The sequence below is a fragment of the Erythrobacter ani genome, from assembly GCF_019204025.1.
Lineage (GTDB): Bacteria > Pseudomonadota > Alphaproteobacteria > Sphingomonadales > Sphingomonadaceae > Erythrobacter > Erythrobacter ani.
On record NZ_JAGSPB010000002.1, the window covers coordinates 487,070 to 509,794 of the forward strand.

Genomic DNA, 22,725 nt, shown 5'->3' on the forward strand with positions numbered 1-22,725 from the left:
TTGATGCATTACCGCGCTGCTCTGAACGCCTTGCTCCTCACTCCGGCTGTTGCTGCATGCGGCGGTTCGGAGGAACAGCCGGTGGTAGAGCAGATCGTGGTGCGCGAGCCAGGCGATCCGCTGCTAGCTTGCGGTGGGACAGACGCCGCGCCCGATCTGCTCGCCGCAGGAAGGTCCGCCTTTGCCATGTGCAGTTCGTGCCATGTGGCCGAGGCAGGCGAACCATCATCGGCTGGCCCCAATCTGCACGGCGTCGTTGGCAGGCGAGCGGGGGCGCTCAGTGATTTTGTATATTCGGAAGCGTTATCGACCTCTCAGATCACGTGGGATCAGACGCAGCTCGATCGGTTCCTTGCCGATCCATCCGGCACAGTACCGGGCACGATCATGGTCGCAGGCGCGGTCGATGATCCGGATCGCCGCGCCGCCATTATCGCCTATCTTGCAAATTTGAGCGAATAGGTCGGGGATTTCGGCGCAAGTGAATTTTCATGACGTTTTCGAATTTCTGAAAGAACGCCAATCGGGTGGTGCAAATACCGTGCTGGTTACGGTCTGCGGGGTCGAGGGGTCGTCCATGCGCAATCCCGGAACGATCATGGGCGTCGCAGAGGACGGAACTTACGCGGGATCGCTCTCCGGTGGGTGCATAGAAACCGCCGTTGTAGCGGAGGCCATCGATGCATTGCGATTCGGCGAGCCACGCATCACAAGATTCGGAGCAGGTTCTCCCTACATCGATATCAAGCTTCCGTGTGGAGGCGGCCTAGATCTACACTTTCAGCCTCTCGGAGATAGTGACTTGGCGGCGAAGTGCCTCCAGTCCGTTCAGCAGCGCGCGCCCTTTTCAGTCACGCTATCGCCGGTGTGCCCCCAGCACTCGCCGGGCTGGCATCCAACCAGCTATAACGCCGCAGAAGGCACCGCCGTATTCGGACACTGGCCAGAGCCGCAGCTCGCGATCATCGGTCACGGCGCGGGCGTTGCGGCACTCGATCGCTTGGCGCACACCTTGGGCTGCCGGACGCAGGTTTATACACCCGATGATCGGATAGCGGCCGATCTCGAAAGCGTATCCACGGAGGTTGCGCGGCTGAAGCGCGCGTCGGAAACCGGGCTTTTGCGCAGCGACCCGTGGACGGCGTTCGCTTTCCTGTTCCACGATCACGACTGGGAAACCGACCTGATAGAGCGCGCGTTGACGCTTCCCCATTTTTACTTGGGCGCTATGGGAGGCAGCAAGGCGCATGCGGCGCGCTGCGAGGTATTGCGGGCGCGGGGAGTAAGCGACGCTCAGATTGCTGCGATCAAGGCGCCCATTGGCGTGTTCCATTCTTCGCGCGATCCGCAAACATTGGCGCTGTCGGCATTGGCTGAAATCATCAGAACCTATCAGGAAACCGATTTCGGAGCGGCCGTTGGCTGATGGCAGCACCCTCGCTGTAGCTTTGCTGGCTGCGGGATCATCGCAGCGGTTCGGAGAGCGTGACAAGCTGGCCGCCCGGTTTAGAGGGGAGATGCTTGGCGCACGGTCGGCGCGGCCCATTCCGCGGGAGCAATTCGGTCGCGCATGGGTCATTTGCAATGCGCTGGACCATCCATGCGCAGAGGAATGGCGGCAGCTGGATTTCGAGCTTTGTCGCAACACCAGCGCCAGTGACGGGATGGGGACGTCCGTTGCCTGCGCAGCGCGGCTTGCACAGGAAGTGCGAGCAGACGGACTGCTGATCGTGCTCGCCGACATGCCGCTTATCCCAAGCGAACATTTCGAAGCGTTGATCAAGGTCTTCCGTGACGCAGGTCGCAGCTGTATCGCGGCATCTTCGAATAGCACCGTTCGTTCGCCGCCAGCGATTTTCGGGGCCGATCATTTCGAAGCTCTCGTCGCATCTCCAGGTGATGGCGGCGCGCGCGGCATGTTGTCGCGCGGAGTGACGGTCGACTGCGATAGTGAATGGCTCGTCGATATCGATACGCCCGAAGATCTCTCGCGATACGGCTAAACCGGTGTTTGCCGCCTATTCGAGGCCCAATTCATCTAGGTCCATCGTGGCTGCAGAGTAACCCGCAGCGGCCAATCTCCCGGTAAGATCGGCGCGGATCGCGCGAATTTGCGCATCCGCCGCGCTCTCTTCGCGGAGGTTCACCAAGAAGAAATCGCCCGCACCAAGATCGAAGCGTTTACGTTCCGCGGCGACCATCGCGCTGGCCTGCTCCACTTCGTCATCGGCAAGCTCGGCGAGTTCGAGGGCGGCATTGAGGTTGGTCAGGATGTTATCGAGCTCGACTTCGATCCTGTCGGCCACACGGCGTTCGCGCAGCTCCATCTCACGCAATTCGGCCTCGGCCCGCTGCAATCGGCCGCGCGCTTCGCGGCGTTGGAGTGGAACAGTGAACTTCACTCCGACGATGGCATCAGTTGAATCGAAGGTCGGGCCGCCGTCACCGATTTCGCCGAAATCCCGCGACAATTCGACATTCAGATCAAGCTTCGGTTGAAGGTCATTGCGGCGCAGCTCAACCTTGTTCGCAGCGCGCTGTATTGCGAGGCGAAAGTTCTGCAATTCGGGCCGGTTTTCCAGAACGTCGCTTCGACCTGCAGCGAGCAGGCTCTGCATGTCGGGAAGCAAGTCGAGCACTTCCGTGCTCGGCAATTGTTCGCGCGTCGGCGTAATCAGGCGCCCCGCACGGTCACGCAGATAATAGGCCAGGCTGTTCGCTGCAGTTGCGAAATTACGCTGCGCCTCGGCCAGCAGGGTTTTTCTGCGGATGACATTCTGTTCGTTTTCGGTGAGCGCAATCCGCGGTGTCGCGCCCGCCCTTACCTGACGCGAAAGCCCAACAGTGCGCGCCTGTGCGATTTCGAGCAACTCTTCATAGACGCGTATCTCGTTGCCGGCCGCGACCCAGCGCCAATACGCCTTTAGCGCTTCGTGCTGGACGTTCAATTGCACGAGCAGGACATCGAGCCGCGCCTGGCTTGCCGCGATACGCGTGTCTTCGACCGAAAATCGACGATTGTCGATGCGCCGATCACGCAACAGGGAGAACAGCGCGCCGACTTTGAATTCGCCAAGCTCGTTGGTGTTGTAGATGTTCTCGTAAATCGGGAACGTCCCATCCGACAGGCGGTAGGTGCCGTAGACCTCGGCTCCCAAAGGGCGCAGAGGCTGTGTCGCTCCCACTTCGGCATAACCGCCCGAAAACGTGCCGGTCAGACGGTCGTAGGTTTCCGCCTTGAGCATCAGGTCGAAAGCGCCATCTGCGGCGAGTTGATCGCTGCGGGCGGCCGCCTCTCTTTGAAAGCTTTCAAGGATACTCGGGAATGTCAGGGCCGAACTGCGCAGCACTTCTTCCGGCAGCAACGGTCCGGTTGTCAGCGCCTCTTCCAAAGGGTCGCCGACCGGTTCGATATTCTGAGCATATGCAGGCGCCGCCAGCGCAGTGAGCGCCGCCGCCATTCCGCATGCAGCGAGGTGACGCATGGCTAGAGAGCCTGGCCCTGGCTGTCCGGCGCGACCGGTAATTCGGGTGGGAAGTTGTTGAGCTGCCTCCAGATTTCATAGCCCACCGGAACGGTCTCCAACAGCACCCAGGCGCGCACCGAGGCACCGAACCGGGCGTAGCGTTCCTCAGGCCACGGTTCCTCTCCCTCTGGATCCTCTGCGATCAGAACGCGAAAACGGCCATCGGCCTGCGCGGATTGATCGACGGTCGTGACGGTGCCTGCGAATGTCCCGATCGCGACCGATGGCCAGCCGCTGAATTGCACCGCAGGCCACCCTTCGAATTGGACGCGCGCGTCTTCGCCGGACTGGATTAGCCCGACATCGCGGCCGTCGACGAATATCTCGATCACCCGCTCGGTGTTTTCCGGGACGAAGGAGGCAAGCACATCGCCTGCGCTGACCAATGTGGCAGCGTCGCCCGCGTTGACAGATTGGATGAAGCCATCGCGCGGAGCGACAACCAATTGCTCTGACTGGCGTGACAATGACGTGTCGGCGCGGGTGAGGTTTGCCTGAGCCTCCGCTACGCGACCGCGCATTTCTTCGACGCGGATCTGAGCCTGCTCGAAATCGCGCCGCGCGGTCAGACCTGCTGCAAACAGTTCCGCCATGCGGCGTTCATCAATCTGCGCGGTCGCCAGCGCGTTTTGCGCTGATTGGAGCTGGATCTGTACCTGCTGACGTTCGGCCTGAAGGCGCTCGACAAGTCGCGGGTCGATGTCGGCAATCCGCGCGATCGGATCCCCTTTCTGCACTGCGCTCCCATCGCGGACATACCATTCTTCGATCCGGCCGGAAACGAGCGCGTTGATTTCCTGCTGGCGCTCGTTCGGGTTGAGAGTGGTGACCACGCCCTGACCTCCGGTCGTCTGAACCCACGGTACGAATATCAGAAACCCGACAAGAGCGACGATTGCTGTGAGCACGATGATGTACACCGTCCGCATGATCAGCGGCGTCCTGATCTGCTGCAGCGCCGTGAAGTGCGCGAGATCTTCTTTCGTTGGCGTGACAATGCTCATGTTCCGGCGATCCCTCTGTTTTCGAGGTTGCTGGGCGGGGAAAGCGGGCGCGGGCCAGACGGCTTTCGCGGTGGTTTCTGATTAACGGCCATGCAGAAATCATCGAAGTTTTCGAAATAGGTCTGCTGACTGGCTTCGAGATAGAGGAACTTGTCGAAACCAAGATCGATCCGCCTGTTCGAAAAGCAGATCACGGTCGAATAGGCTTGCTCGCGAAGTTCCGTGACAGCGCGTGAGAGATTGTCCTCGTCGAGCAGGTCGAACAGCTGGCTCAGGACAAGGATGCGCGGTTGTTCGAGCAGGGCATTGGCCAATTTGAGTTGCTGCAGCTCAACAGGGGAAAGCGGCCACCCTGTCGATGCGATCGAAGTATCCAGCCCCTTTTCAAAATTCGATATCGTCTCCGTCAATCCAACGGTTTCGAGGGCTTTCACCATACGTTTCGGAGCGGTCAGGGGACAGGACAGGCCAAGATATTCCCTGATGGTCATGCCGACGAAAGTCGGCCGCTCGAGCACATGCACGTCCTTGCGCAAATTGTAGGCCTCGATCTCCTGCAGATCGATGCCGCCCATTGTTGCGAAGCCACCCTGCGGCAGTTCATGCATCCTCAACAGGTTCGTAAAGAGCCGCTGGATGCCCGGTTGGCTCGCCGCCGCCATCATGATCGAGCCGCTTGGAATTTCGAGATTGAATTCAGCCGTTTCATGCCGCGCCTTGCCGCGGACGTTCTTGAACCTGAGCGTGTGATCGTCACCGCTGACGGGACTGTCGCCAGCGGGCTCTTCCTGCTCGACATCGTAGAACAGGGTGAGCTCTTCGATTGCGGCGCATAGATCGTAGAAATAGGTCAGATACGTGCCCAACTGCGCAACGCCGAAAAACGCGACCGATAACACCAGTTCTGCCGCGACCAATTGGCCGAGCGTCAATTGCCCCTGGATGACGAGCCAGCCTCCGAGGCCGAGAAGCACCGCGCTCGCGCCGGCATAGAGCAGCAGGAATGCGATGGTCTGTGCAAAGTGCTGGCGAAAATGCCGTTTGCGCTGATCGATGTATCCGTGCGTGTAATGGTCCGTGCGGTCGAGCGCGTAATCGATGCGCCTTTGCGATTTGAAGAAGCCATTCGATCCGCCAAGCGTCTCGAGCCAGGCCGCCGTTTCGTGCTTCGCGTGGGAAAGATCGATTCCGGTCCGCACTGCGCGGCTGCCCCAAACCAGCCAGATCACCCAGATCAGCGCGCTCATCACGAGCGTGAAGACCAGGAATAGCGGATGATAGAGCGAGACCAGGACGAACCCGACCGCTACCTGCAGAACGACAGTGAAACCGCCGATAAAGAGGATCGGAAGCGCTTTCTGCACGATGATGACGTCGAAATACCGGTTGAACAGGGCAAGCCGTTTATTGTCGTCGAAAAACGGGTTTTGTGCATAGACCGAGATCAGCGAAATCTCGGCAACCATACGGGCATAGAAGCGCCGTGCGAACAGCTCCATTAAATGAATGCGCAACGCATTGAGGAGCCCGAACAGGACAAGGAGCCCGAACAGCGTGACCGAGAGGATCACGAGCGGTGCTGCTAGCGCGGTATTGGCCACGGTGTTGATGAGCATCTGCACCGAGATCGGCGTCGCGAGCGAGAGCAAGCTGATGCCTACCCCATAGACGAGAGCAAGCCAGTAAAAGCTCGCTTCGGGCTTCAAGATCTCGAAAAACCGGCGGAAAAACTTCACCAGTGATAGTCGGGAGCCGTAGCTAGCAGTGTCGGTCGCCGGGGCCATCGCCAAAAAATTCCGTCCATTCAGCGTCGAAAAAAGAATTTCGTCTTTGTGCTCATACCGGTATCCCAGCCGGACGAGCTAGCGCTATAAAGCCTGCCTTAGCGCACTTCAAACGTTCCGTGTAAAAACAAGTTCCGCACATTCGACTTTCGGAAGGGCAAAAATTGCGAAGCAGGGACTTTTGCAAATCATGTGCCGAATTGAAGTTTCTGCAGTGCGAATAAAAATAACTTAATCGATGTCCTGAACCGTGAAGAGGATAGAGCATATGCGGGAATTAAACGAGCGGATGCAGGCTGCGCCGATCGTACCGCTCATTGATGAGAGCGATGCGGATCGGGCGGTTGCAACGGCACAGGCGCTCCAAGAGGGCGGTCTGACCGTGATCGAGGTCGTTCTGCGTGGGGAAGGAGCGCTCGAAGGCATGCAGGCTATTGTCGATGCGGGCGGTGATCTGATTGTGGGCGCGGGCACCGTGCTGACGCTCGATCAGGCGCGCCAGGTTCATGCAGCCGGGGCGCAGTTCATTGTCTCGCCCGGTCTCGTCGACGATATCGCGAAGTACTGTCTCGATGAAGGCCTGCCCTTCTTTCCCGGCACAGTCACGGCCGGAGAAGTCCAGCGCGCGTACGCTCTCGGACTGCGCGAAGTGAAATTTTTCCCAGCGAGCCTTGCGGGCGGCGTTCCGATGCTCAGGGCGTTAGGTTCTGTCTTCCGGGAAATGCGCTTCATGCCGACGGGCGGTGTATCGCCCGCGAACCTGCCAGATTTCCTTGCACTCCCACATGTCCTGGCATGCGGTGGAAGCTGGCTCACGCCCAATGATGCGGTTGCTGGCGGGAACTTCGGCGCAGTTACGGCACTGGCGCGGCAGGCCATTGATCTGGCTCGGTCAGTCCGCGACTGAGCCGCCCTGCATTGTCTGCAAATAAGAAACACGTCCTGCTGATAGGAGGCGGTCACGCCCATGTCGCGGTGCTGGCCGACTGGATCAAGCATGGGCTGCCAGCAGATCGAGCCACGCTTCTGACGCCGCATCCGACCCTGCGATATTCCGGCATGGTGCCCGGCTGGATCAGCGGCCAGTACGACCGTGACGCAGGGCTTGTCGACATCGCATCGCTCGCGCGGCAGGCAGGGGTAGAGCTGGTCCTCGACTGGTGCGCTGTTATCGATCCCCATGAACGGATTGCGCGAACGCGGGGTGATCGCGCGATCGCATTCGACATCGCTTCGATCGACACGGGCGGAACAGGGCGCGCTCAATCCGTCCTCGGCGACGACCCGCGCATGATTGACGTCAGGCCTATCGACCGGTTCGTAGAGCAATTCGCGGCATGGCAACTGAACCAAAGCGGTCCGGCGAAAATTGGCGTCATCGGCGGTGGTCCTGGCGGCGTCGAGCTGGCTTTTGCTCTCCGCAACAGGGAAGGGGCAAGCGGACGCTCCGAGGTCTGCCTGGTGACGGGCAGCGATGGACTTCTACCAGAAATGTCACGTGCCGTCCGAAGCAAGGTCTTGGCCGAACTGGAACGGCAGCAGATCTCTGTAATCACCGAGAATGCGGTGATCCGGAACGAAGCGCTCGTGGCAGGCGGGATATCGCTGGAGCCTGTCGGCTTAATCGTGGCGGCCTTGGGGAGCGCGGCGCCGGAGTGGCCCGGGCAAAGCGGGCTGGAATGCGATGCAGACGGTTTGATCGCCGTCGATGAGTTCCAGCGATCCGTTTCGCACCCTCATATGCTTGCTGTGGGTGATGTAGCTCGGCGCATGGATATCGAAGTCGCCCATTCGGGCGTTCACGCGGTTTATGCAGGGCCAGTGCTGGCGCAGACTTTGCGGGCAATCCTCGATAATCAGGAGCCGCGTAGCAGCTATCGGCCGCGCGGGCGAAACCTCTATCTGATGTCGACCGGCAACGGTTCTGCCATCGCGAGTTACGGGCACGTCGCAGCGCAGGGACGATGGATGGGGCGTCTGAAACACTGGATCGACACCCGCTGGATAGCAAAATATGCGCGCCTTGGCGGAAACATGTAACGCTTGGCGCAAACATGGCGAATCGCCCGCCATCAGGGGTATCGAATGAAGAAAACCATCATCATCGCCGCAATCGCTGCGCTCATTGCGGCGTATTTCCTGTTCGATCTCGGCAGTTACCTGACGATAGAAGCGATCAAGCAGCGTGCGAGTGATGCTGACCAATTCTACCAGGAAAATCCGGCCCTCGTCCTCGCTGGCTTCTTCGCGATCTACGTCGGAGTTACGGCGGCCTCGCTCCCCGGCGCGGCCATCCTGACGCTCGCGGCGGGCGCTTTGTTTGGCCTCGTTGTCGGGACCATTCTCGTGTCCTTCGCCTCGACATTGGGCGCGACTCTAGCGTTTCTGTCATCGCGCTATGTCTTGCGGGACAGTGTCGAGAGCCGCTTTGGCGAAAGGTTGAAAGCCATCAATGACGGGTTGGAGCGTGACGGCGCGTTCTATTTGTTCACGATCCGCATGATCCCGCTGTTCCCGTTCTTCGTGGTGAACCTTGTCATGGGGCTGACCCGGATAAAGACCTGGACCTTTGCATGGGTCAGCCAGATCGGAATGTTGCTCGGCACGATTGTCTACGTCAATGCAGGCACTCAACTGGCGCAGATCGACAGCCTTTCGGGGATCGCATCGCCCGGCGTGATCGGCTCGTTCGTGCTGCTCGGCATTGCGCCCTGGATCGCCAAGGGCATCATCGGCATCATCAAGCGGCGTAAGGTGTATGCGGCCTTCACCAGGCCAAAGAGTTTCGACCGTAACCTCATCGTGATCGGGGCGGGGTCTGCGGGGCTCGTATCCGCTTATATTGCTGCGCAGGTAAAGGCGAAGGTTACGCTCGTCGAAGCAAACGAGATGGGCGGCGATTGCCTCAACACGGGCTGCGTCCCGTCCAAAGCGCTTATCAAGAGCGCGAAGGTTGCATCGACCATGCGGAATGCCGACAGATACGGATTGAGACCGGTCGAACCCGAAGTGCCGTTCCGCGAAACAATTGCCCGCGTGATCGACATCATCAAGACCATCGAGCCGCATGACAGTGTGGAGCGGTATACCGATCTCGGAGTCGATGTGGTGAAGGGATACGCCACCATCATCGACCCCTGGACGGTCGAGATTGCGGGGAACGATGGTCAGTCGCAGCGTCTCACCGCACGCAGCATCATCATCGCCAGCGGCGCTGAGCCAGTGGTCCCACCGATCGACGGGATCGAGGAAAGCGGCTACCTGACCAGCGAAACCATGTGGGATGCATTCGCGCAAATGGATGCTCCACCTGCGCGCGTCGCTGTCCTCGGAGGCGGGCCGATCGGTTGCGAGATATCGCAGGCGCTGGCCCGGCTCGGATCGGATGTGTCTCAGGTCGAGATGGCTGACCGCGTCCTCGGCAGAGAGGATGCAGAGGTATCGGAACTGGCCAAATCCGTGCTCGAAGGCGCAGGCGTGTCAGTCCTTACCGGTCACAAGGCTGTCCGCATTGAAGGGAGCACGCTGATCGCCGAAGCGGACGGCAGCGAAAGCCCCATCCCGTTCGATACCCTGATCGTCGCCGTCGGGCGCAAGGCTCGGCTGAAGGGTTTCGGCCTGGAGGACATCGGAGTCGACACGGACAAGACTGTGAACACGGATGAGTTCCTGGCGACGAAATTCCCGAACATCTTCGCCGCCGGTGATGTGGCCGGGCCCTACCAGTTTACGCATACAGCCAGCCATCAGGCCTGGTTCGCCAGCGTCAATGCGCTGTTCGGCCAGTTCAAGAAATTCAAGGCCGATTACCGCGTCATCCCGGCTGTGACCTTCCTCGATCCGGAATTCGCCCGCGTCGGACTGAATGAGACCGAGGCGAAGGAGCAGGGCACCGACTACGAAGTTACAACATACGGGCTCGACGATCTCGACCGGGCGATTACCGAGAGCGATACCAAGGGTTTCGTCAAGGTGCTGACGGTTCCAGGCAAGGATACGATCCTTGGTGCAACCATCGTGGGAGCCCATGCCGGGGAATTGCTCGCCGAATACGTGCTCGCGATGAAGCACAAGCTCGGCTTGAACAAGATCCTTGGCACGATCCATTCCTACCCCACCATGGCTGAGGCCAACAAGTTTGCTGCCGGCAACTGGAAGCGCGCGAACAAGCCCGAAAAGCTGCTGAAATGGGTCGAGAAATACCATTCCTGGCGGCGTGGATAGCAGCCTTGGAACTGTTCGATCAGCTGCGCGGTATATTCGGCCTCGCCCTCCTGCTGCTAATCGCGTGGACGCTGAGCGAGGATCGCAGTGGGCGTCCAGGTTGGATCTGGATGGCAGGCGCGCTCGCGCTACAAGGCGTATTGGCGCTGGCTATCGTGCGCGTACCCTACATCTGGGACATCGTGACGCTCGCCAATGAAGGTGTCGCGGCGATCGAACGGGCGACGCTCGATGGATCGTCATACATGTTCGGGTATCTCGGCGGGGCGCCTCTCCCCTTCGAGCTGAAAGAGGGCGTCGATCCCCCGCTTATCATCGCGTTTCAGATATTGCCGCTGGTGATAGTGTTCAGCGCGCTTGCAGCGCTCCTGTGGCACTGGGGCGTCCTGCGCTGGCTTGTGAACGGCCTCTCTTTGCTGCTTCGCAAGTCGCTCGGAGTTAGCGGCGTGGTCGGCTTATCGGGCGGGGCGAACATGTTTCTGGGAGTGGTAGAAAGCCCGCTGGTCGTGCGGGCCTATTTCGCGCGGATGAGCCGCGCGGAACTGTTTCAGGTCATGGTGCTCGCAATGTCGACCATCAGCGGCGCGATCCTTATCCTTTATGCCACCACGTTGCGAGAGACGGTCGACGACGCTGTCGGGCACATGATCTCCGCGTCTCTCGTATCGCTCCCGGCAGCGCTGCTCATCGCAAAGCTGATGGTACCGGGAACGCCGGATGATGTCGCCACGGACACCGATAACTCCGACGACGAGCGCGGCGAGCCGGGGTTGAGATACGAAAGCAGCATCGACGCAATAGTGAAGGGCACGATGGACGGAATGCAGCTGTTCCTCGCGGTCATCGCGGTCATCATCGTGGTGTTCGCACTGGTCTCTCTGACCGATCAAATACTCGCGCTCCTGCCGCTGGTGGGCGAGCAGCCGCTGACGCTCAAACGCATATTCGGCTGGATATTTGCTCCATTGATGTGGGCCATCGGCATCCCTTGGGCGGAAGCTCAGGCCGCGGGCGGAGTGATGGGGACGAAGGCCATCCTCAACGAATACGTGGCGTATCTGGAACTTGCAGCTCTGCCCGAAGGGACCTTCGCCCCGCGCAGCCTGCTGATCGTGACATATGCCTTGTGCGGGGTGGCCAATCTCGCGAGCGTAGGGCTGCTCGTCTCGACCATCGGTACGCTCTGCCCGGAGCGCCGTGCGGAGGCGGCTGGTCTCGGTATGAAGAGCTGGATCGCCGGCAATATCGCAACGGCGATGACGGGGGCATGGATCGGCCTCGTCACGATCGGAAGATAGGGTTCGACGATAATGCTCGATGCGAAGCTCAGACCGCTGATCGATCCCCCTTTGAACCGGATCGGCCATGCTCTGGCATCCGCGGGCATCAGCGCGAATATGCTGACATTCGCCGGTCTTGTGCTCGGCCTTTCAGGGGCGGCTGCGATTGCATTCGGGCATGTGTGGGCAGGCCTGGCGCTGATCATTGCCAACAGGATATCCGACGGGCTCGATGGTGCGGTGGCACGGGTCAAAGGCCCGACCGACCTGGGAGGTTACTTCGATATCGTTGCGGATTTCGCGTTCTATGTGTCAATTCCGCTCGGCTTCGGAGTGCTGGCCGAGAGCAACACGCTGCCCGCATTGGTGCTGGTCGCCAGCTTCGTGCTAACCGGGGTAAGCTTCCTCGCCTTCGCCGTCATCGCGAGCAATCGGGGGGAAGAGACTGACGCACATGGAAAGAAGAGTTTTTTCTACTCGACTGGATTGGCCGAAGGCACCGAGACCATCGTGATCTTTATCGCGATGTGCGTGTTCCCCGGATGGTTCGCAGTGCTTGCCTACGGATATGCCGCGCTGTGCGTACTGACGGTGATCCAGCGCAGCGCGCTTGCGATCATCCAATTCAGCGACTGATGTTTCAGCGCTGGCCGATCTGATTGGACACTCGCTCTCGCAGTTCGGCGATCCGGGCTGCATTGGCACCCAGGTCGCTTCGCCCGACCCGGCTGACTGAGCGGAAATCGATCTGGTTTTCTCCGATACGGGCGACGACATCGTCCTTGAAACCGAACCAGAAGGTCTCGGCCACGCCTTCGACCCGCCCGGTATCGGCATCAGTGCGTATGTCGGTAAAGCCCAGATTGCCCATTGCCGCCGCGACAGCAGCAATCGCATCGGCCTTGCTCGCTCCGCCAAGCGGAAGTGGCGCGAGATCCGCATAAGTCTCATTGATGATCTGCGCGTGCGATTTGATCGCGAGCTCGGGCGCCGCACCGCTATACATCTCCAGATCGCCCAACGGCGTCTGGTAATCGCTAAGGGGATTTGCGCCGAACGCTTCGCGATCTTGCATTGTTGCAGCCGAAAACTCGGGAGGGTTCGATGTATCGGTCGCAATGTCGTGGATCGGATTTTCTTCAGCCGTCGATCCGGTCGTCGCGAGCATGGCGAAGATTGCAGCAGGCACGGCAATCCCGAATGCGGGGAGCAGCCAGCCTTTGCGGGGTTTCTTCACCACGGCAAGGATCAGCGCGATCAGGGATATGATGGCGGTCAGGCCGAGCAGAATGGGGCCGCCGTCCCTGATCAGAGTACCCAAGCTGAATTGCCAGCTCCACAGACCGAATTTCGTCCCCAGTGCCGCCACCATGAAATAGATGGGCACAATTACGATCAGCGCAGCGATCAGCCTATTTAGCGATAGTTTTTTCATGGGGCCTGTTTAGCGAGCGGGCAGCGGTTGGCAATGATCGAACTTTTATGCAAGAACTTGGCGTAGGGTAGCGGTCGCCCGCAGGAGAGGAACTTTATTGGGAAACTGAATGCTGCTCGTGCGTTGAGGTCACGCGGAAGGGACGGACTGCGCGAGAGAAAAACCGTGCCACTCCACGAATTTACTGCCGCAAGAACTGGTTTATGCCTGCCCTCGTGCAGGTTTGAAGTCATAAAGAGGAAGACAGACATGAAGCGTACTACCCTGATGAGCGCGATCGCGCTGGCAAGTCTTGTGACGGTTTCGGCCTGTGGCGGCCGTACCGACGGAGAAACCGCACCAGCTGAAGAAACCGCTGCAGCACCGGCCGAAGTGGAAGCGGCAGCGCCAGCAACGGCAGCTGCTCCGACCGAGCCAGAAGTGGAAGCGAACGGCACGGTCATCGACATCAACATGTATACGCGCGACCCCGACGATTCGAGCGGTCTGCAGGTGTTCAAACCCCGCCTGATCACGGCGCAGGTCGGTGACACGGTCCGTTTCATCCCGACCGACCCGACCCACCAGTCGTCCTCGATCGACGGCATGATTCCCGAAGGCGCACGCGGTTGGGAAGGCGAGATCAACCAAGAAGTTTCCTACGTCCTGCCGATACCGGGCATCTACGGTTACCAGTGCATCCCGCACTACGCAGCCGGCATGATCGGTATGATCATTGTCGAGGGCGACGGGATGACCGACAATCTCGATTCCGCGAAAGCCGTGAGCCATCCTGGTCTTGCTGGACGTGAATTCAACGAGATTTTCGAGCAGGCCGAATCCGAAGGCATGCTCGGCGGCTAAGTCTTTCGACTTTAGCGGCTTAGGCCAAACAGAAAGGGCGGCGTGGGAATTCCACGCCGCCCTTTTCTATTGCCGAAATGTCGGATTTGACGCGGTGTTAGGTTCGCATGATCAGGCGGCTGTCGCCATGCGGGCCAACTCGCATTGCGACCAGATCTCGCTTAATGCAGTGATCAGGGCATCGATATCACCATCGCTGTGCACGGGCGAGGGTGTCAACCGCAGCCGCTCCGTCCCGACCGGGACGGTGGGGTAATTGATCGGCTGCACATAAATGCCGTGATTATCCATCAGCCAGTCGCTGATGCGTTTACACTTGTGCGCATCGCCGACCATCACAGGAATGATGTGGCTGGGATTGTCGAGATGAGGGATGCCCATGATATCGAGCTTGCGGCGCACCTGGCGCACCCGGTCTTTTTGCGCGTCGCGTTCCTCGTCGCTGGCCTTGAGATGACGAATGCTCGCGGCGGCACCGGCTGCGACGGCGGGGGGCAGGGCGGTCGAAAAGATGAATCCGCTCGCGAAGCTGCGGACGAAATCGACGAGGTTGCTGCTGGCCGCGATATAACCGCCCATCACGCCGAATGCTTTGCCCAATGTTCCCTCGATCACGGTGATCCGGTCCATCAGGCCTTCGCGCTCGGCAATGCCGCCGCCGCGCGGGCCATACAGGCCGACGGCATGCACTTCATCGATGTAGCTCATCGCTCCATGTTTCTCGCATACGTCGAGTATCTCGGCGATCGGGGCAATATCCCCGTCCATCGAGTACACGCTTTCGAACGCGACAAGTTTTGGCACTTCTGGTCCGAATTCGGACAGCATCCGATCGAGATCCTCCGGATCGTTGTGTTTCCAGATCTTGTAAGGCGCGCGGCTGTGGCGAATTCCTTCGATCATGGAGGCATGGTTGAGAGCGTCCGAGAACACCACGCATCCGGGGATTTTGGAAGCGAGCGTGCCGAGGCCAGCCCAGTTAGAGACGTAGCCCGACGTGAACAGCAGAGCGGCTTCCTTGCCATGAAGGTCGGCAAGCTCGGCCTCAAGCTCGACATGGTAATGATTGGTACCCGAAATGTTGCGCGTGCCGCCAGCACCGGCACCGCATTCATCCAGGCAATCATGCATCGCCTCGATCACTGTCGGGTGCTGCCCCATGCCGAGATAATCATTGGAGCACCAAACCGTGACAGCCTGCGTACCCTCTTCGACGAAGCGCGTCGCATGCGGAAACTTGCCGCGATGCCGCTTGATATCGGTGAAGACGCGGTAGCGTCCCTCTTCGCGCACGCCGTCCAGCTCGCTTGCGAAATACGCTTCGTAATCCATCGGATTTCCCTCTGCTTGCATTCTTATAACCCCAGATCCGGTTTTGACCGATTACTTGTGGTCCGGCTTGGCAGAGCCCAGCCCCACAGCATTCCGTCCCTAAACGGAAGCGCGAGAAACATGTGCTCGAGCACTCCCAGAAAACACAAAGTCGTGAGCAGGCTTGCCCCGACCATTTCCGCACTGCCGACCGGGGCGGCAAGCGCGAGCGAACCGAACCAGGCGCCAACAGCGGTGATGGCCAGAATTGAGCCGGCGAGCAGCGCCGTCATGCGGTTCCGGCCGAAATACGTTTTGAGATAGGCGAGGTGCAGCGGGAGCATTTCTGCGGTCGAGTTGGGTACGCCCACGAACATATTGATCTTCGCCGTAAGTCTCAGCGCAAAGAGCAACACGAATACCGTCGCTCCGATCTGGTTGGGTGCATTCCACGATAGCGAAATCAGCAGGAGCGCGGTCAATGCCAGTGCGACCTCGTGATGGATCACTGTTGCGCTGGCCTGCGCAAAACGCCGCGCACCGCGAAGGCTTGCATCGGCGGCCACGCGGCGCGGACCGGCAGCCGCGCCGGTGAGGAAGCCGATTTCATGCCAGCCCCACACCATCAGCGCACCGACGAATGCGAGGTATACCGCCCAAAGCTCCGCCGACTGCGAAGCGATTAGGATCGTGATGAGCCCGGCAATGCCGCATGCTCCGCCGATCATGAGACTGCGAGAAAATGTCGCGCGCTCGCGGTTGTCGGCCCAGGCAATGAGCCCGGTTGCGACAAACCAGATCGCTACCGTCACGATGAACGGAACAATATGGCCGCTCCAGCTTACCATGCAGGCTGCAGCCGGATCGATTGCGGGAGGGTGTTCGGCTTGGTGCGCTGGAAGTACATCTTTGCAAAATTCCAGCCTGCGCCAACCGTCCCGCTGACGCGTTTTGCGAGGCCGCCAATGCCGCCCTGCTCCTTGCCAGCCTCGATCCGCAGAGCTGCCTGGCGCAGCGCCTCCATATTCGCGCGGAAGGCGGGATTGTCTATGTCGAGTTCGACCGGGAAGACCTGGCGGCTGATCTGGTTGCAGACCTTGAACACCTCATAGTCATATTCGGTTGGGTCGACGCCCAGCGCCCTGTGGAAAACCGGGCGGGCATGGTCGCGCACATACATCGTCGCGTACACCGAAAGCAGGAAGAACCGGATCCACAACTTGTTGTGGCCTTTTAGCAGCTGCGGATCGGCACGCATCAGCATCGCGAACGCTTCGCCGTGGCGGAACTCGTCGTTGCACCATTCCTCGAACCAGTCGAAGATCGGGTGGAATCTGTGCTGCGGATTGGCGGCGAGGTGCCGATAGATCGTGATGTAACGGGCGTAACCGATCTTTTCGGAGAGATAGACCGCATACCAGATGAATTTCGGTTTGAAGTAGGTGTACTTCTTTGTCTTCGTCAGGAATCCAAGATCGACACCGATCCCTGCGTCCTTGAGCGATTCATTGATGAAGCCTGCATGCCTGCTCTCATCCCGGGCCAGCAGTTTGAACAACTGTTTCACGTCGGGGTTCTTCGTGCGACGGGCGATCTCGGCGTACAGCACGCAGCCCGAAAATTCCGATGTCATGGAGCTGACCAGAAAATCGGTGAACTCGGCACGCAATTCCGGCTCGAGGTTTTCTATGATTCCGGCGAAGCTGTCATTGTGTTTGAAGTGCGTTTTGTTCGGATCGCCTTTCATATCGGCGATAAGCTGGTCCCATTCCTCACGCACCAGCGACACATCGATCGCGTCGAGCGCATCGAAATCGGTGGTGTAGAAACGCGGTGTGAGGATGGTGTCCTGGGTCGCAATCTCCATCGCGTCTTCGCTGGTCATTGGAGCGTGAGCGTTCATTTGATCCTCCCTGGATTGAAGCTGACTTCGTACAATTCCTTGAGATCGAAATACGCGGCCAGCCTGGTCATGGCGCGCTCCACTGGTCCGGCGCGCGTCACCGTCGCTGCACGTTCGAACACGGCGCTGTGACCAAAAGGAATGGTGATCGGATCGCCATGGACGCGGACCTTGTCACCGGGCTGCAATTCAACCTCGCCGTCGAGCTCGACATGCGCGTGGAAATGTTCCGAGCTTTGCTCGACTGAAATGGTGCAGGGCGTGTCGAACCGCCTTGCCCGTGCTGTGGATGTTTGAGTGGCGCCGGATCCCATCAACGCATCTCCTCTTTGAGCATGGCGGCAAACACCGCCCGGTTGTCCGACCCGAATGAGGCCAGTTCGACGCTTTCACCCGTCGTGCTGTCGCGCAGGGAAAGCGATCCGTCAGTCCATCGAACAAGGTCGAAGGGAGTTGCGGAGCCGATGCCCCTGATGCGGCGCTCATGCACGAGGCTGCGCAGGCTCGAACGTACGAAACCGCCATGGCCGACCCCGAAACGCGCCACTTCCTCGCCGCTCATCGCATCCTCGACCCGGACCGACCCGTCGGCCTCGTCGTAGAATTTGAGGCTGCGGGTTTCGGCAGATGTGATGCCTTCCTGAGCGCGCACGTCATTCGCGACAGCTGTACGATCGACGAAGCCGAGGCTGACCGCCGCAGTCAGCACCAGGCAGAACGCCGCCACGCTGCCCATCATGATGAGTGGCAGTTTATGGACGGTGATTTCGTCTTCTTCGTACTCGCGGACGATCATGCAGGCGCTCCTTCAAAACCGCGATCCTGAACCGCTCCGTTATGCGCGGGTGCAGCAGGGCCGTTCACCTGCTGACCGGTTCCGGCTCGCTCTTCCTTGATCTCGGTCAAATTGCGCTCGATGGCAGAGAAATTCGCGCAGGCATCCGAAAGCATGCTCGCGACGCTGGCCGCATCCGGGATGGCACGGAGCATTGGCTGCGGCTTCGTGAACTTCCACGGACGTGCATGCGGCCAGAGCAGCAGATTGCCCAGCATCCGCTCACCGTTGAGCTCGAGCGCGATGTCACCGCGCCCCTTGCCTCGGTCATTCAAATGCGCCGCGCCGATATGCTTCAGCGGAATGTTGATGCGCGTTTCGATCGCCATGCCGATCCGCATGATCAACCGCGCATCGGTCAGGATGTAAAGCGTGCTGCGCGCGCTCTGCCAGGCCAGCCCTTGCAGGATCGCAATCGCGGCCACGCCCAGCACGGTGCAGACAATCGCAGCGCTCGTGTTGCCGAACACCAGCGAGATCGCAACGAGGCCCGCGAAATAGATCGCGACCGTGCGGGTGTGAAACGCGGTGCGGGCAAGGACCGGAAGGTCCGGGCGCCCCTGCCACAGCACCCGCTCATCTGCGGCTGGTGTGCCCATGGGATCACCATCGGCGCTCGGACCATCGAGCTCAGGAGGAGGCGTGTTCACAGCCACGGTTCGCTCCGTTCCGCTGTGGCATGCAGGTAACCGCCGCCATAATAGCCCATGATCTTGTCTTCCTCGAGCCGGGTGATCTGGCCGGGCTTCGCGAGCCCCGGAACCGCCTCGAACTGCTCGGAAGTGATCGCGCTGATTTCGACCTGCTCGGGATTATCCGGAAGGATGCCGGTGAGAAGCCCTTTGGTCTGGACCGCCACGACATTCATCGGCGCAAGGACTTTCGTCCCCGCGTTGGTAGTGATCTCGAGATAGCGGATGATGTGTTCCGATTGATCGACCCAGATATCGCTGACGGTGCCTGCGACCTTTTTGTCGGCGGCGATGACCGGCCAGCCGACCAGATTGGGATCGTTGGGCGCGATGACGATGTCATGGCTGTCTGCGATAGGGACGATGCGCAGGTTTCCATCGAATGTCAGGTCGGGATAGTCGTTGCGATTGGCATACGATGCTGCGCCGAACCCGTCCTTCATGGCATCGCCGGTCGGGGAGTAGGGCGCACCGCCGGCGCGGAAGGTGCGAACACCCGGCACTTCGACGGGATCGCGCGCGACATCTTCGGGCACGTATACGCCGCGCCCATGGGGCAGCTTGAACGTCTTCTTACCCGCATCGGAAAGCGGCAGTCCGGCCTGCACCTTCCCGGTGAATTCATCCTCGAGCGGGTATCCTTCGCGGCGGCTTTCGCGATTGAGGTAGATCACCAATCCGACGAAAAATACGAAGAATGCAAGGAAAGCGAGTTCGGCAACATCGAATGTCCCGACAATGTAAGTGTTATTCATTACACGTTCCTCTCGGTATTAAGTGCGGCTGAAGCGGCGGCCGCATTCATGTCGGGAACTCGCGCAAGCCGAACGGCTGGCCCGCGCCCTCCCGTAATTCTGTGGCGGATCTGCGAGCGCTACCGACGAGCGGTCCGATCGCGGCGAGGCCTGCGATAAGCAGCAGGATTTCGATGACGTAGACGAAGGTGTACCCCGTCGCCCGCGTGGAGATTACGGTGGTCTGATCGCCGTTCATGACGATCGCCGAGACCGTGTCTCGCAGCGCCCCGCCAATGGCGATACCGGCGCCCGCGCAGGTCGCCTGCACAGCGCCCCATGCACCGAGAGCAAGACCGGCGGAAGCGCTTTCGGCGAGGTTCATTGCCTCGATCAGTGTGCCGACCGAGAACAGGCCGAGGCCCAAACCGATGGCGGCAGCTCCGATGAAGAGCATCACCGGCGATGCGAAGGGTGCGGCAAACAGGATGATGAGGAAAGCAGCAACGCCTGTTACGAGGCCGAGCCCGGCGATGCGTAGCGGATCACCTCCGCGCGACAGCATCCGGCCCGAAAGCATAAAACCGATCAGCGCTCCAAATGCCCACGCCCCGGTGAGGCTGGTGGTTGCACCGACGGACAGGCCAAGCACTTCGCCGCCATATGGTTCGAGCAGCGCGTCCTGCATCGCGAAGCCGGCCGCGCCGATGCCGATCGCCGTCAGCAGACGCGCGTTGCGTCCGTCTCTCACGAAAGCCTGCCACAGCTCACGGAAATCCGGTGTTACACGACCTGGCGCGGTAACTTCGACATTGCGCGCTTCCTGCTTCCACAGCGCGACGACGTTGAGGATCATTGTGAGAACCGCTGCGCCCTGGATGACCTGCACGAGGCGGGTCGGCGTAAATTCGATCAGCAGGCCGCCGATCACGAAAGCGGAAAACATCATCCCAATCAGCAGCATCACGTATAGCAGCGCGACGGCGCGGGGCCGCTTGTCTTCCGGCGCGAGATCGGTGGCGAGCGCGAGGCCCGCGGTCTGCGTTATATGGAATCCGGCACCGGTCATCAGGAAAGACGCCGCAGCCGCGACGACCGCGATGTTGAACCGGTCCGGGTTATCGAACAGCAGTAGGGCAAAAGGCATGATCGCCAGTCCGCCGAATTGCAGCAGCGATCCGAACCAGATGTAAGGGACCCGGCGCCACCCGAGCACCGATTTGTGCGTATCCGACTTGTGCCCGATCAACGCGCGGAACGGCGCGACCAGCAGCGGGATGGCGATCAATGTCGCGACGATCCATGCAGGCGTCTGCAATTCGACGATCATCACCCGGTTGAGCGTCCCGTTGAGGAGAACCGTTGCCATCCCCACACTGAACTGGAACAGCGCAAGCCGCAGCAACCGGCCAAGCGGCAGGTCGGCGCTCGCTGCATCCGCGAAAGGCAGCATGGCCATCGCGAATTCAGTCCAATTGGCCGGAGCCTTGGCGGCTGAGGCGTTGGAGGGAGGGCGGGGCGAGCTGCTCATCCACGCCTTACCAATTCTAGTGCCTGGCTGGTGTAAAACCCGCTCGACACGCGCTGCGTGCGGCCGATTTTCCAACCGCTGAGCCGGCCAAGGCGCGCGCGCAGTTCGGTTTCCGACACCGGCACGATGGCGGGCGAACGATTGTTCTTGGGAAAGACCTTGCCAACCGTGTGCATCGCACCGAGCAGCCGGGTCAGCGGCGCAAAGGTGAATAGTATGGAATGCGTCGTGCGCTCACCCAGCTTTTCCACGGCATCGACCAGATCTTCGGGTGCGTAATGGATCAAGGAATCCATCGCGACAGCATGCGCGAAGGTGCCGAGCGAAGGGTCGAGCATGTCGCCCGCCATCCAGTCGATCCGCCCATGTCCGATGAAGCTCGGCGTGCGTTCGCGGGCCACGTCGACCAGCCCGCTCGCGACATCGATGCCGGTCACTTCGCCGCCCCGGCACGCGGCTGCGATCGAGAGCGCGCCAGTGCCGCAGCCTGCATCGAGCACGCGGGTGCGGCGCAGATCGGCTGGCAGCCAGTCGAGCAGCGTCGCGCGCATTTGTTCGCGTCCCGCGCGAACGGTCGCGCGAATACCGCTGACCTTGGCATTCGATGTGAGGTCGATCCATGCCTGTTTGGCGGTGCTGTCGAAATAGGTCGCGAGCGCTTCGCGGCGCTCGGCATAGGGACCGGCTTCGTACGCGGACGGTGATCGTGTTGCCATCATTCAAACCCCAGAAAATCGAAGATGTCGCGGTCTTTCATCGGCTGGGCCGTCGACGGTTCGACCCCGGCCCAAAGCATGGCGGCCAGCCGCAGATATTCGTCCTGTGCCTGGATGACGTCAGGCGCGTCTTCCATTTCGAACAGGGTGCATTTCTTGAGGCGTGACCGCCGGATTGCATCGACGTCACGGAAATGCGCGAGCCGCGGCATGCCGATTTCTTCGCAAAACCGATCGATCTCGTCCGTTTCCTTCGAGCGATTGGCAACCACACCGGCAAGGCGCACATCGTAGTTTTTCGCTTTCGCTCCGATGGCTTGAACGATCCGGTTCATGGCAAAGATGCTGTCGAAATCGTTTGCTGCGACAACCAGCGCGCGCTCTGCGTGCTGGAGCGGGGCGGCAAATCCGCCGCACACCACATCGCCCAGAACATCGAAAATTACGACATCGGTGTCTTCGAGCAGGTGATGCTGTTTGAGCAGCTTGACCGTTTGGCCAACGACATAACCACCGCAGCCGGTGCCTGCGGGCGGTCCGCCGGCCTCGACGCACATAACGCCGTTATAGCCTTCGAACATGTAGTCGTCAGGCCGCAATTCCTCGGAATGAAACTCGACTGTCTCCAGCACGTCGATAACCGTCGGCATCAGCTTCTTGGTCAGGGTGAAGGTGCTGTCGTGCTTGGGATCGCAGCCGATCTGCAGCACGCGGTGACCGAGCTTCGAAAACGCGGCGGAGAGATTTGAAGACGTGGTCGATTTACCGATGCCGCCCTTGCCATAGACGGCAAAGACCTTCGCACCCTTGATAGCATCGTGCGGGTCGAGCTGGACCTGCACCGAACCTTCACCATCGGGTGGGCTAAAGCCGGATTTCGGAGTGTGCAGGTTCATAGAATAATCC

23 protein-coding genes are annotated in these 22,725 nt (G+C 60.2%); 9 read left to right on the forward strand and 14 right to left on the reverse strand.

Annotated features, from left to right (window positions below):
• Window positions 1-3: 3 nt before the first annotated feature.
• Genes KCG45_RS09250 through KCG45_RS09260 form a run of 3 tightly spaced genes read left to right on the forward strand, consistent with a single transcriptional unit; the run spans window position 4 to window position 2,003 of the window.
• Window positions 4-462 carry a c-type cytochrome gene (locus tag KCG45_RS09250; protein WP_218316973.1) on the forward strand — a complete coding sequence of 153 codons (459 nt, stop codon included), beginning with the start codon at window positions 4-6 and terminating at the stop codon, window positions 460-462.
• A 19-nt stretch (window positions 463-481) separates the two neighbouring features.
• Window positions 482-1,426 (forward strand): XdhC family protein, encoded by a 945-nt coding sequence (locus KCG45_RS09255; protein ID WP_369410768.1) that lies wholly within the window; start codon window positions 482-484, stop codon window positions 1,424-1,426.
• Entirely contained in the window at window positions 1,419-2,003 is a 585-nt protein-coding gene (locus KCG45_RS09260; protein WP_218316974.1) for a nucleotidyltransferase family protein, read from the forward strand. The genes KCG45_RS09255 and KCG45_RS09260 overlap by 8 nt, the downstream gene beginning before the upstream one ends.
• 15 nt (window positions 2,004-2,018) lie before the next feature.
• On the opposite strand, the gene KCG45_RS09265 is transcribed toward KCG45_RS09260, so the two are convergent.
• From KCG45_RS09265 to KCG45_RS09275, 3 genes are read right to left on the reverse strand one after another with little or no spacing between them, the layout of a single operon-like run.
• On the reverse strand, window positions 2,019-3,485 hold the full coding sequence (locus tag KCG45_RS09265) for a TolC family protein (protein ID WP_255548108.1): 1,467 nt from the start codon (window positions 3,483-3,485) through the stop codon (window positions 2,019-2,021).
• A 2-nt stretch (window positions 3,486-3,487) separates the two neighbouring features.
• Window positions 3,488-4,531 carry an HlyD family secretion protein gene (locus tag KCG45_RS09270; protein WP_218316975.1) on the reverse strand — a complete coding sequence of 348 codons (1,044 nt, stop codon included), beginning with the start codon at window positions 4,529-4,531 and terminating at the stop codon, window positions 3,488-3,490.
• Window positions 4,528-6,315 carry an ABC transporter transmembrane domain-containing protein gene (locus KCG45_RS09275; RefSeq protein WP_218316976.1) on the reverse strand — a complete coding sequence of 596 codons (1,788 nt, stop codon included), beginning with the start codon at window positions 6,313-6,315 and terminating at the stop codon, window positions 4,528-4,530. Before KCG45_RS09275 ends, KCG45_RS09270 begins: the two co-directional genes overlap by 4 nt.
• 268 nt (window positions 6,316-6,583) lie before the next feature.
• Between KCG45_RS09275 and eda the strand changes: the two genes are divergently transcribed.
• The 5 genes from eda to KCG45_RS09300 are packed head-to-tail and all read left to right on the forward strand — an operon-like array spanning window position 6,584 to window position 12,455.
• Entirely contained in the window at window positions 6,584-7,222 is a 639-nt protein-coding gene (gene eda / locus KCG45_RS09280) for a bifunctional 4-hydroxy-2-oxoglutarate aldolase/2-dehydro-3-deoxy-phosphogluconate aldolase (protein ID WP_218316977.1), read from the forward strand.
• Window positions 7,223-7,233: 11 nt separating this feature from the next.
• A complete protein-coding gene (locus KCG45_RS09285; protein WP_255548109.1) occupies window positions 7,234-8,355 on the forward strand; it encodes an FAD-dependent oxidoreductase in 1,122 nt (373 codons plus the stop codon).
• Between the two features lie 45 nt (window positions 8,356-8,400).
• Window positions 8,401-10,539, forward strand: a complete 2,139-nt coding sequence (locus KCG45_RS09290) for a dihydrolipoyl dehydrogenase family protein (RefSeq protein ID WP_218316978.1) — start codon at window positions 8,401-8,403, stop codon at window positions 10,537-10,539.
• Window positions 10,503-11,837, forward strand: a complete 1,335-nt coding sequence (locus tag KCG45_RS09295; RefSeq protein ID WP_255548110.1) for a NupC/NupG family nucleoside CNT transporter — start codon at window positions 10,503-10,505, stop codon at window positions 11,835-11,837. The genes KCG45_RS09290 and KCG45_RS09295 overlap by 37 nt, the downstream gene beginning before the upstream one ends.
• Before the next feature lie 12 nt (window positions 11,838-11,849).
• Window positions 11,850-12,455, forward strand: a complete 606-nt coding sequence (locus KCG45_RS09300) for a CDP-alcohol phosphatidyltransferase family protein (RefSeq protein WP_218316979.1) — start codon at window positions 11,850-11,852, stop codon at window positions 12,453-12,455.
• A gap of 4 nt (window positions 12,456-12,459) precedes the next feature.
• Here KCG45_RS09300 and KCG45_RS09305 read toward each other — a convergent pair whose 3' ends face one another.
• Window positions 12,460-13,254 (reverse strand): DUF1499 domain-containing protein, encoded by a 795-nt coding sequence (locus KCG45_RS09305; protein WP_218316980.1) that lies wholly within the window; start codon window positions 13,252-13,254, stop codon window positions 12,460-12,462.
• Between the two features lie 249 nt (window positions 13,255-13,503).
• On the opposite strand from KCG45_RS09305, the gene KCG45_RS09310 reads away from it, so the two are divergent.
• Window positions 13,504-14,097, forward strand: a complete 594-nt coding sequence (locus tag KCG45_RS09310) for a plastocyanin/azurin family copper-binding protein (RefSeq protein ID WP_218316981.1) — start codon at window positions 13,504-13,506, stop codon at window positions 14,095-14,097.
• A gap of 111 nt (window positions 14,098-14,208) precedes the next feature.
• Here KCG45_RS09310 and hemA read toward each other — a convergent pair whose 3' ends face one another.
• The 10 genes from hemA to bchL are packed head-to-tail and all read right to left on the reverse strand — an operon-like array spanning window position 14,209 to window position 22,715.
• Window positions 14,209-15,429: a 5-aminolevulinate synthase gene (hemA, locus tag KCG45_RS09315; protein WP_218316982.1), complete on the reverse strand. Its 1,221-nt coding sequence runs from the start codon at window positions 15,427-15,429 to the stop codon at window positions 14,209-14,211.
• A gap of 23 nt (window positions 15,430-15,452) precedes the next feature.
• Entirely contained in the window at window positions 15,453-16,256 is an 804-nt protein-coding gene (gene puhE, locus KCG45_RS09320; protein WP_218316983.1) for a putative photosynthetic complex assembly protein PuhE, read from the reverse strand.
• A complete protein-coding gene (gene acsF, locus KCG45_RS09325) occupies window positions 16,250-17,311 on the reverse strand; it encodes a magnesium-protoporphyrin IX monomethyl ester (oxidative) cyclase (RefSeq protein ID WP_218316984.1) in 1,062 nt (353 codons plus the stop codon). The genes puhE and acsF overlap by 7 nt, the downstream gene beginning before the upstream one ends.
• On the reverse strand, window positions 17,308-17,625 hold the full coding sequence (locus KCG45_RS09330; RefSeq protein WP_218316985.1) for an O2-dependent cyclase accessory protein: 318 nt from the start codon (window positions 17,623-17,625) through the stop codon (window positions 17,308-17,310). Before KCG45_RS09330 ends, acsF begins: the two co-directional genes overlap by 4 nt.
• On the reverse strand, window positions 17,625-18,107 hold the full coding sequence (puhC, locus tag KCG45_RS09335; protein ID WP_218316986.1) for a photosynthetic complex assembly protein PuhC: 483 nt from the start codon (window positions 18,105-18,107) through the stop codon (window positions 17,625-17,627). Before puhC ends, KCG45_RS09330 begins: the two co-directional genes overlap by 1 nt.
• A complete protein-coding gene (gene puhB / locus KCG45_RS09340; RefSeq protein WP_369410769.1) occupies window positions 18,104-18,802 on the reverse strand; it encodes a photosynthetic complex putative assembly protein PuhB in 699 nt (232 codons plus the stop codon). The genes puhC and puhB overlap by 4 nt, the downstream gene beginning before the upstream one ends.
• Window positions 18,793-19,593 (reverse strand): photosynthetic reaction center subunit H, encoded by an 801-nt coding sequence (puhA, locus tag KCG45_RS09345; protein ID WP_218316987.1) that lies wholly within the window; start codon window positions 19,591-19,593, stop codon window positions 18,793-18,795. Before puhA ends, puhB begins: the two co-directional genes overlap by 10 nt.
• Before the next feature lie 46 nt (window positions 19,594-19,639).
• The gene (locus KCG45_RS09350; RefSeq protein WP_439648917.1) at window positions 19,640-21,103 is read right to left on the reverse strand and encodes a BCD family MFS transporter; all 1,464 of its coding nucleotides are present in this window, start codon (window positions 21,101-21,103) and stop codon (window positions 19,640-19,642) included.
• The gene (gene bchM, locus KCG45_RS09355) at window positions 21,100-21,819 is read right to left on the reverse strand and encodes a magnesium protoporphyrin IX methyltransferase (RefSeq protein WP_218317617.1); all 720 of its coding nucleotides are present in this window, start codon (window positions 21,817-21,819) and stop codon (window positions 21,100-21,102) included. The genes KCG45_RS09350 and bchM overlap by 4 nt, the downstream gene beginning before the upstream one ends.
• The gene (gene bchL / locus KCG45_RS09360) at window positions 21,819-22,715 is read right to left on the reverse strand and encodes a ferredoxin:protochlorophyllide reductase (ATP-dependent) iron-sulfur ATP-binding protein (protein ID WP_218316988.1); all 897 of its coding nucleotides are present in this window, start codon (window positions 22,713-22,715) and stop codon (window positions 21,819-21,821) included. The genes bchM and bchL overlap by 1 nt, the downstream gene beginning before the upstream one ends.
• Window positions 22,716-22,725 lie beyond the last annotated feature (10 nt).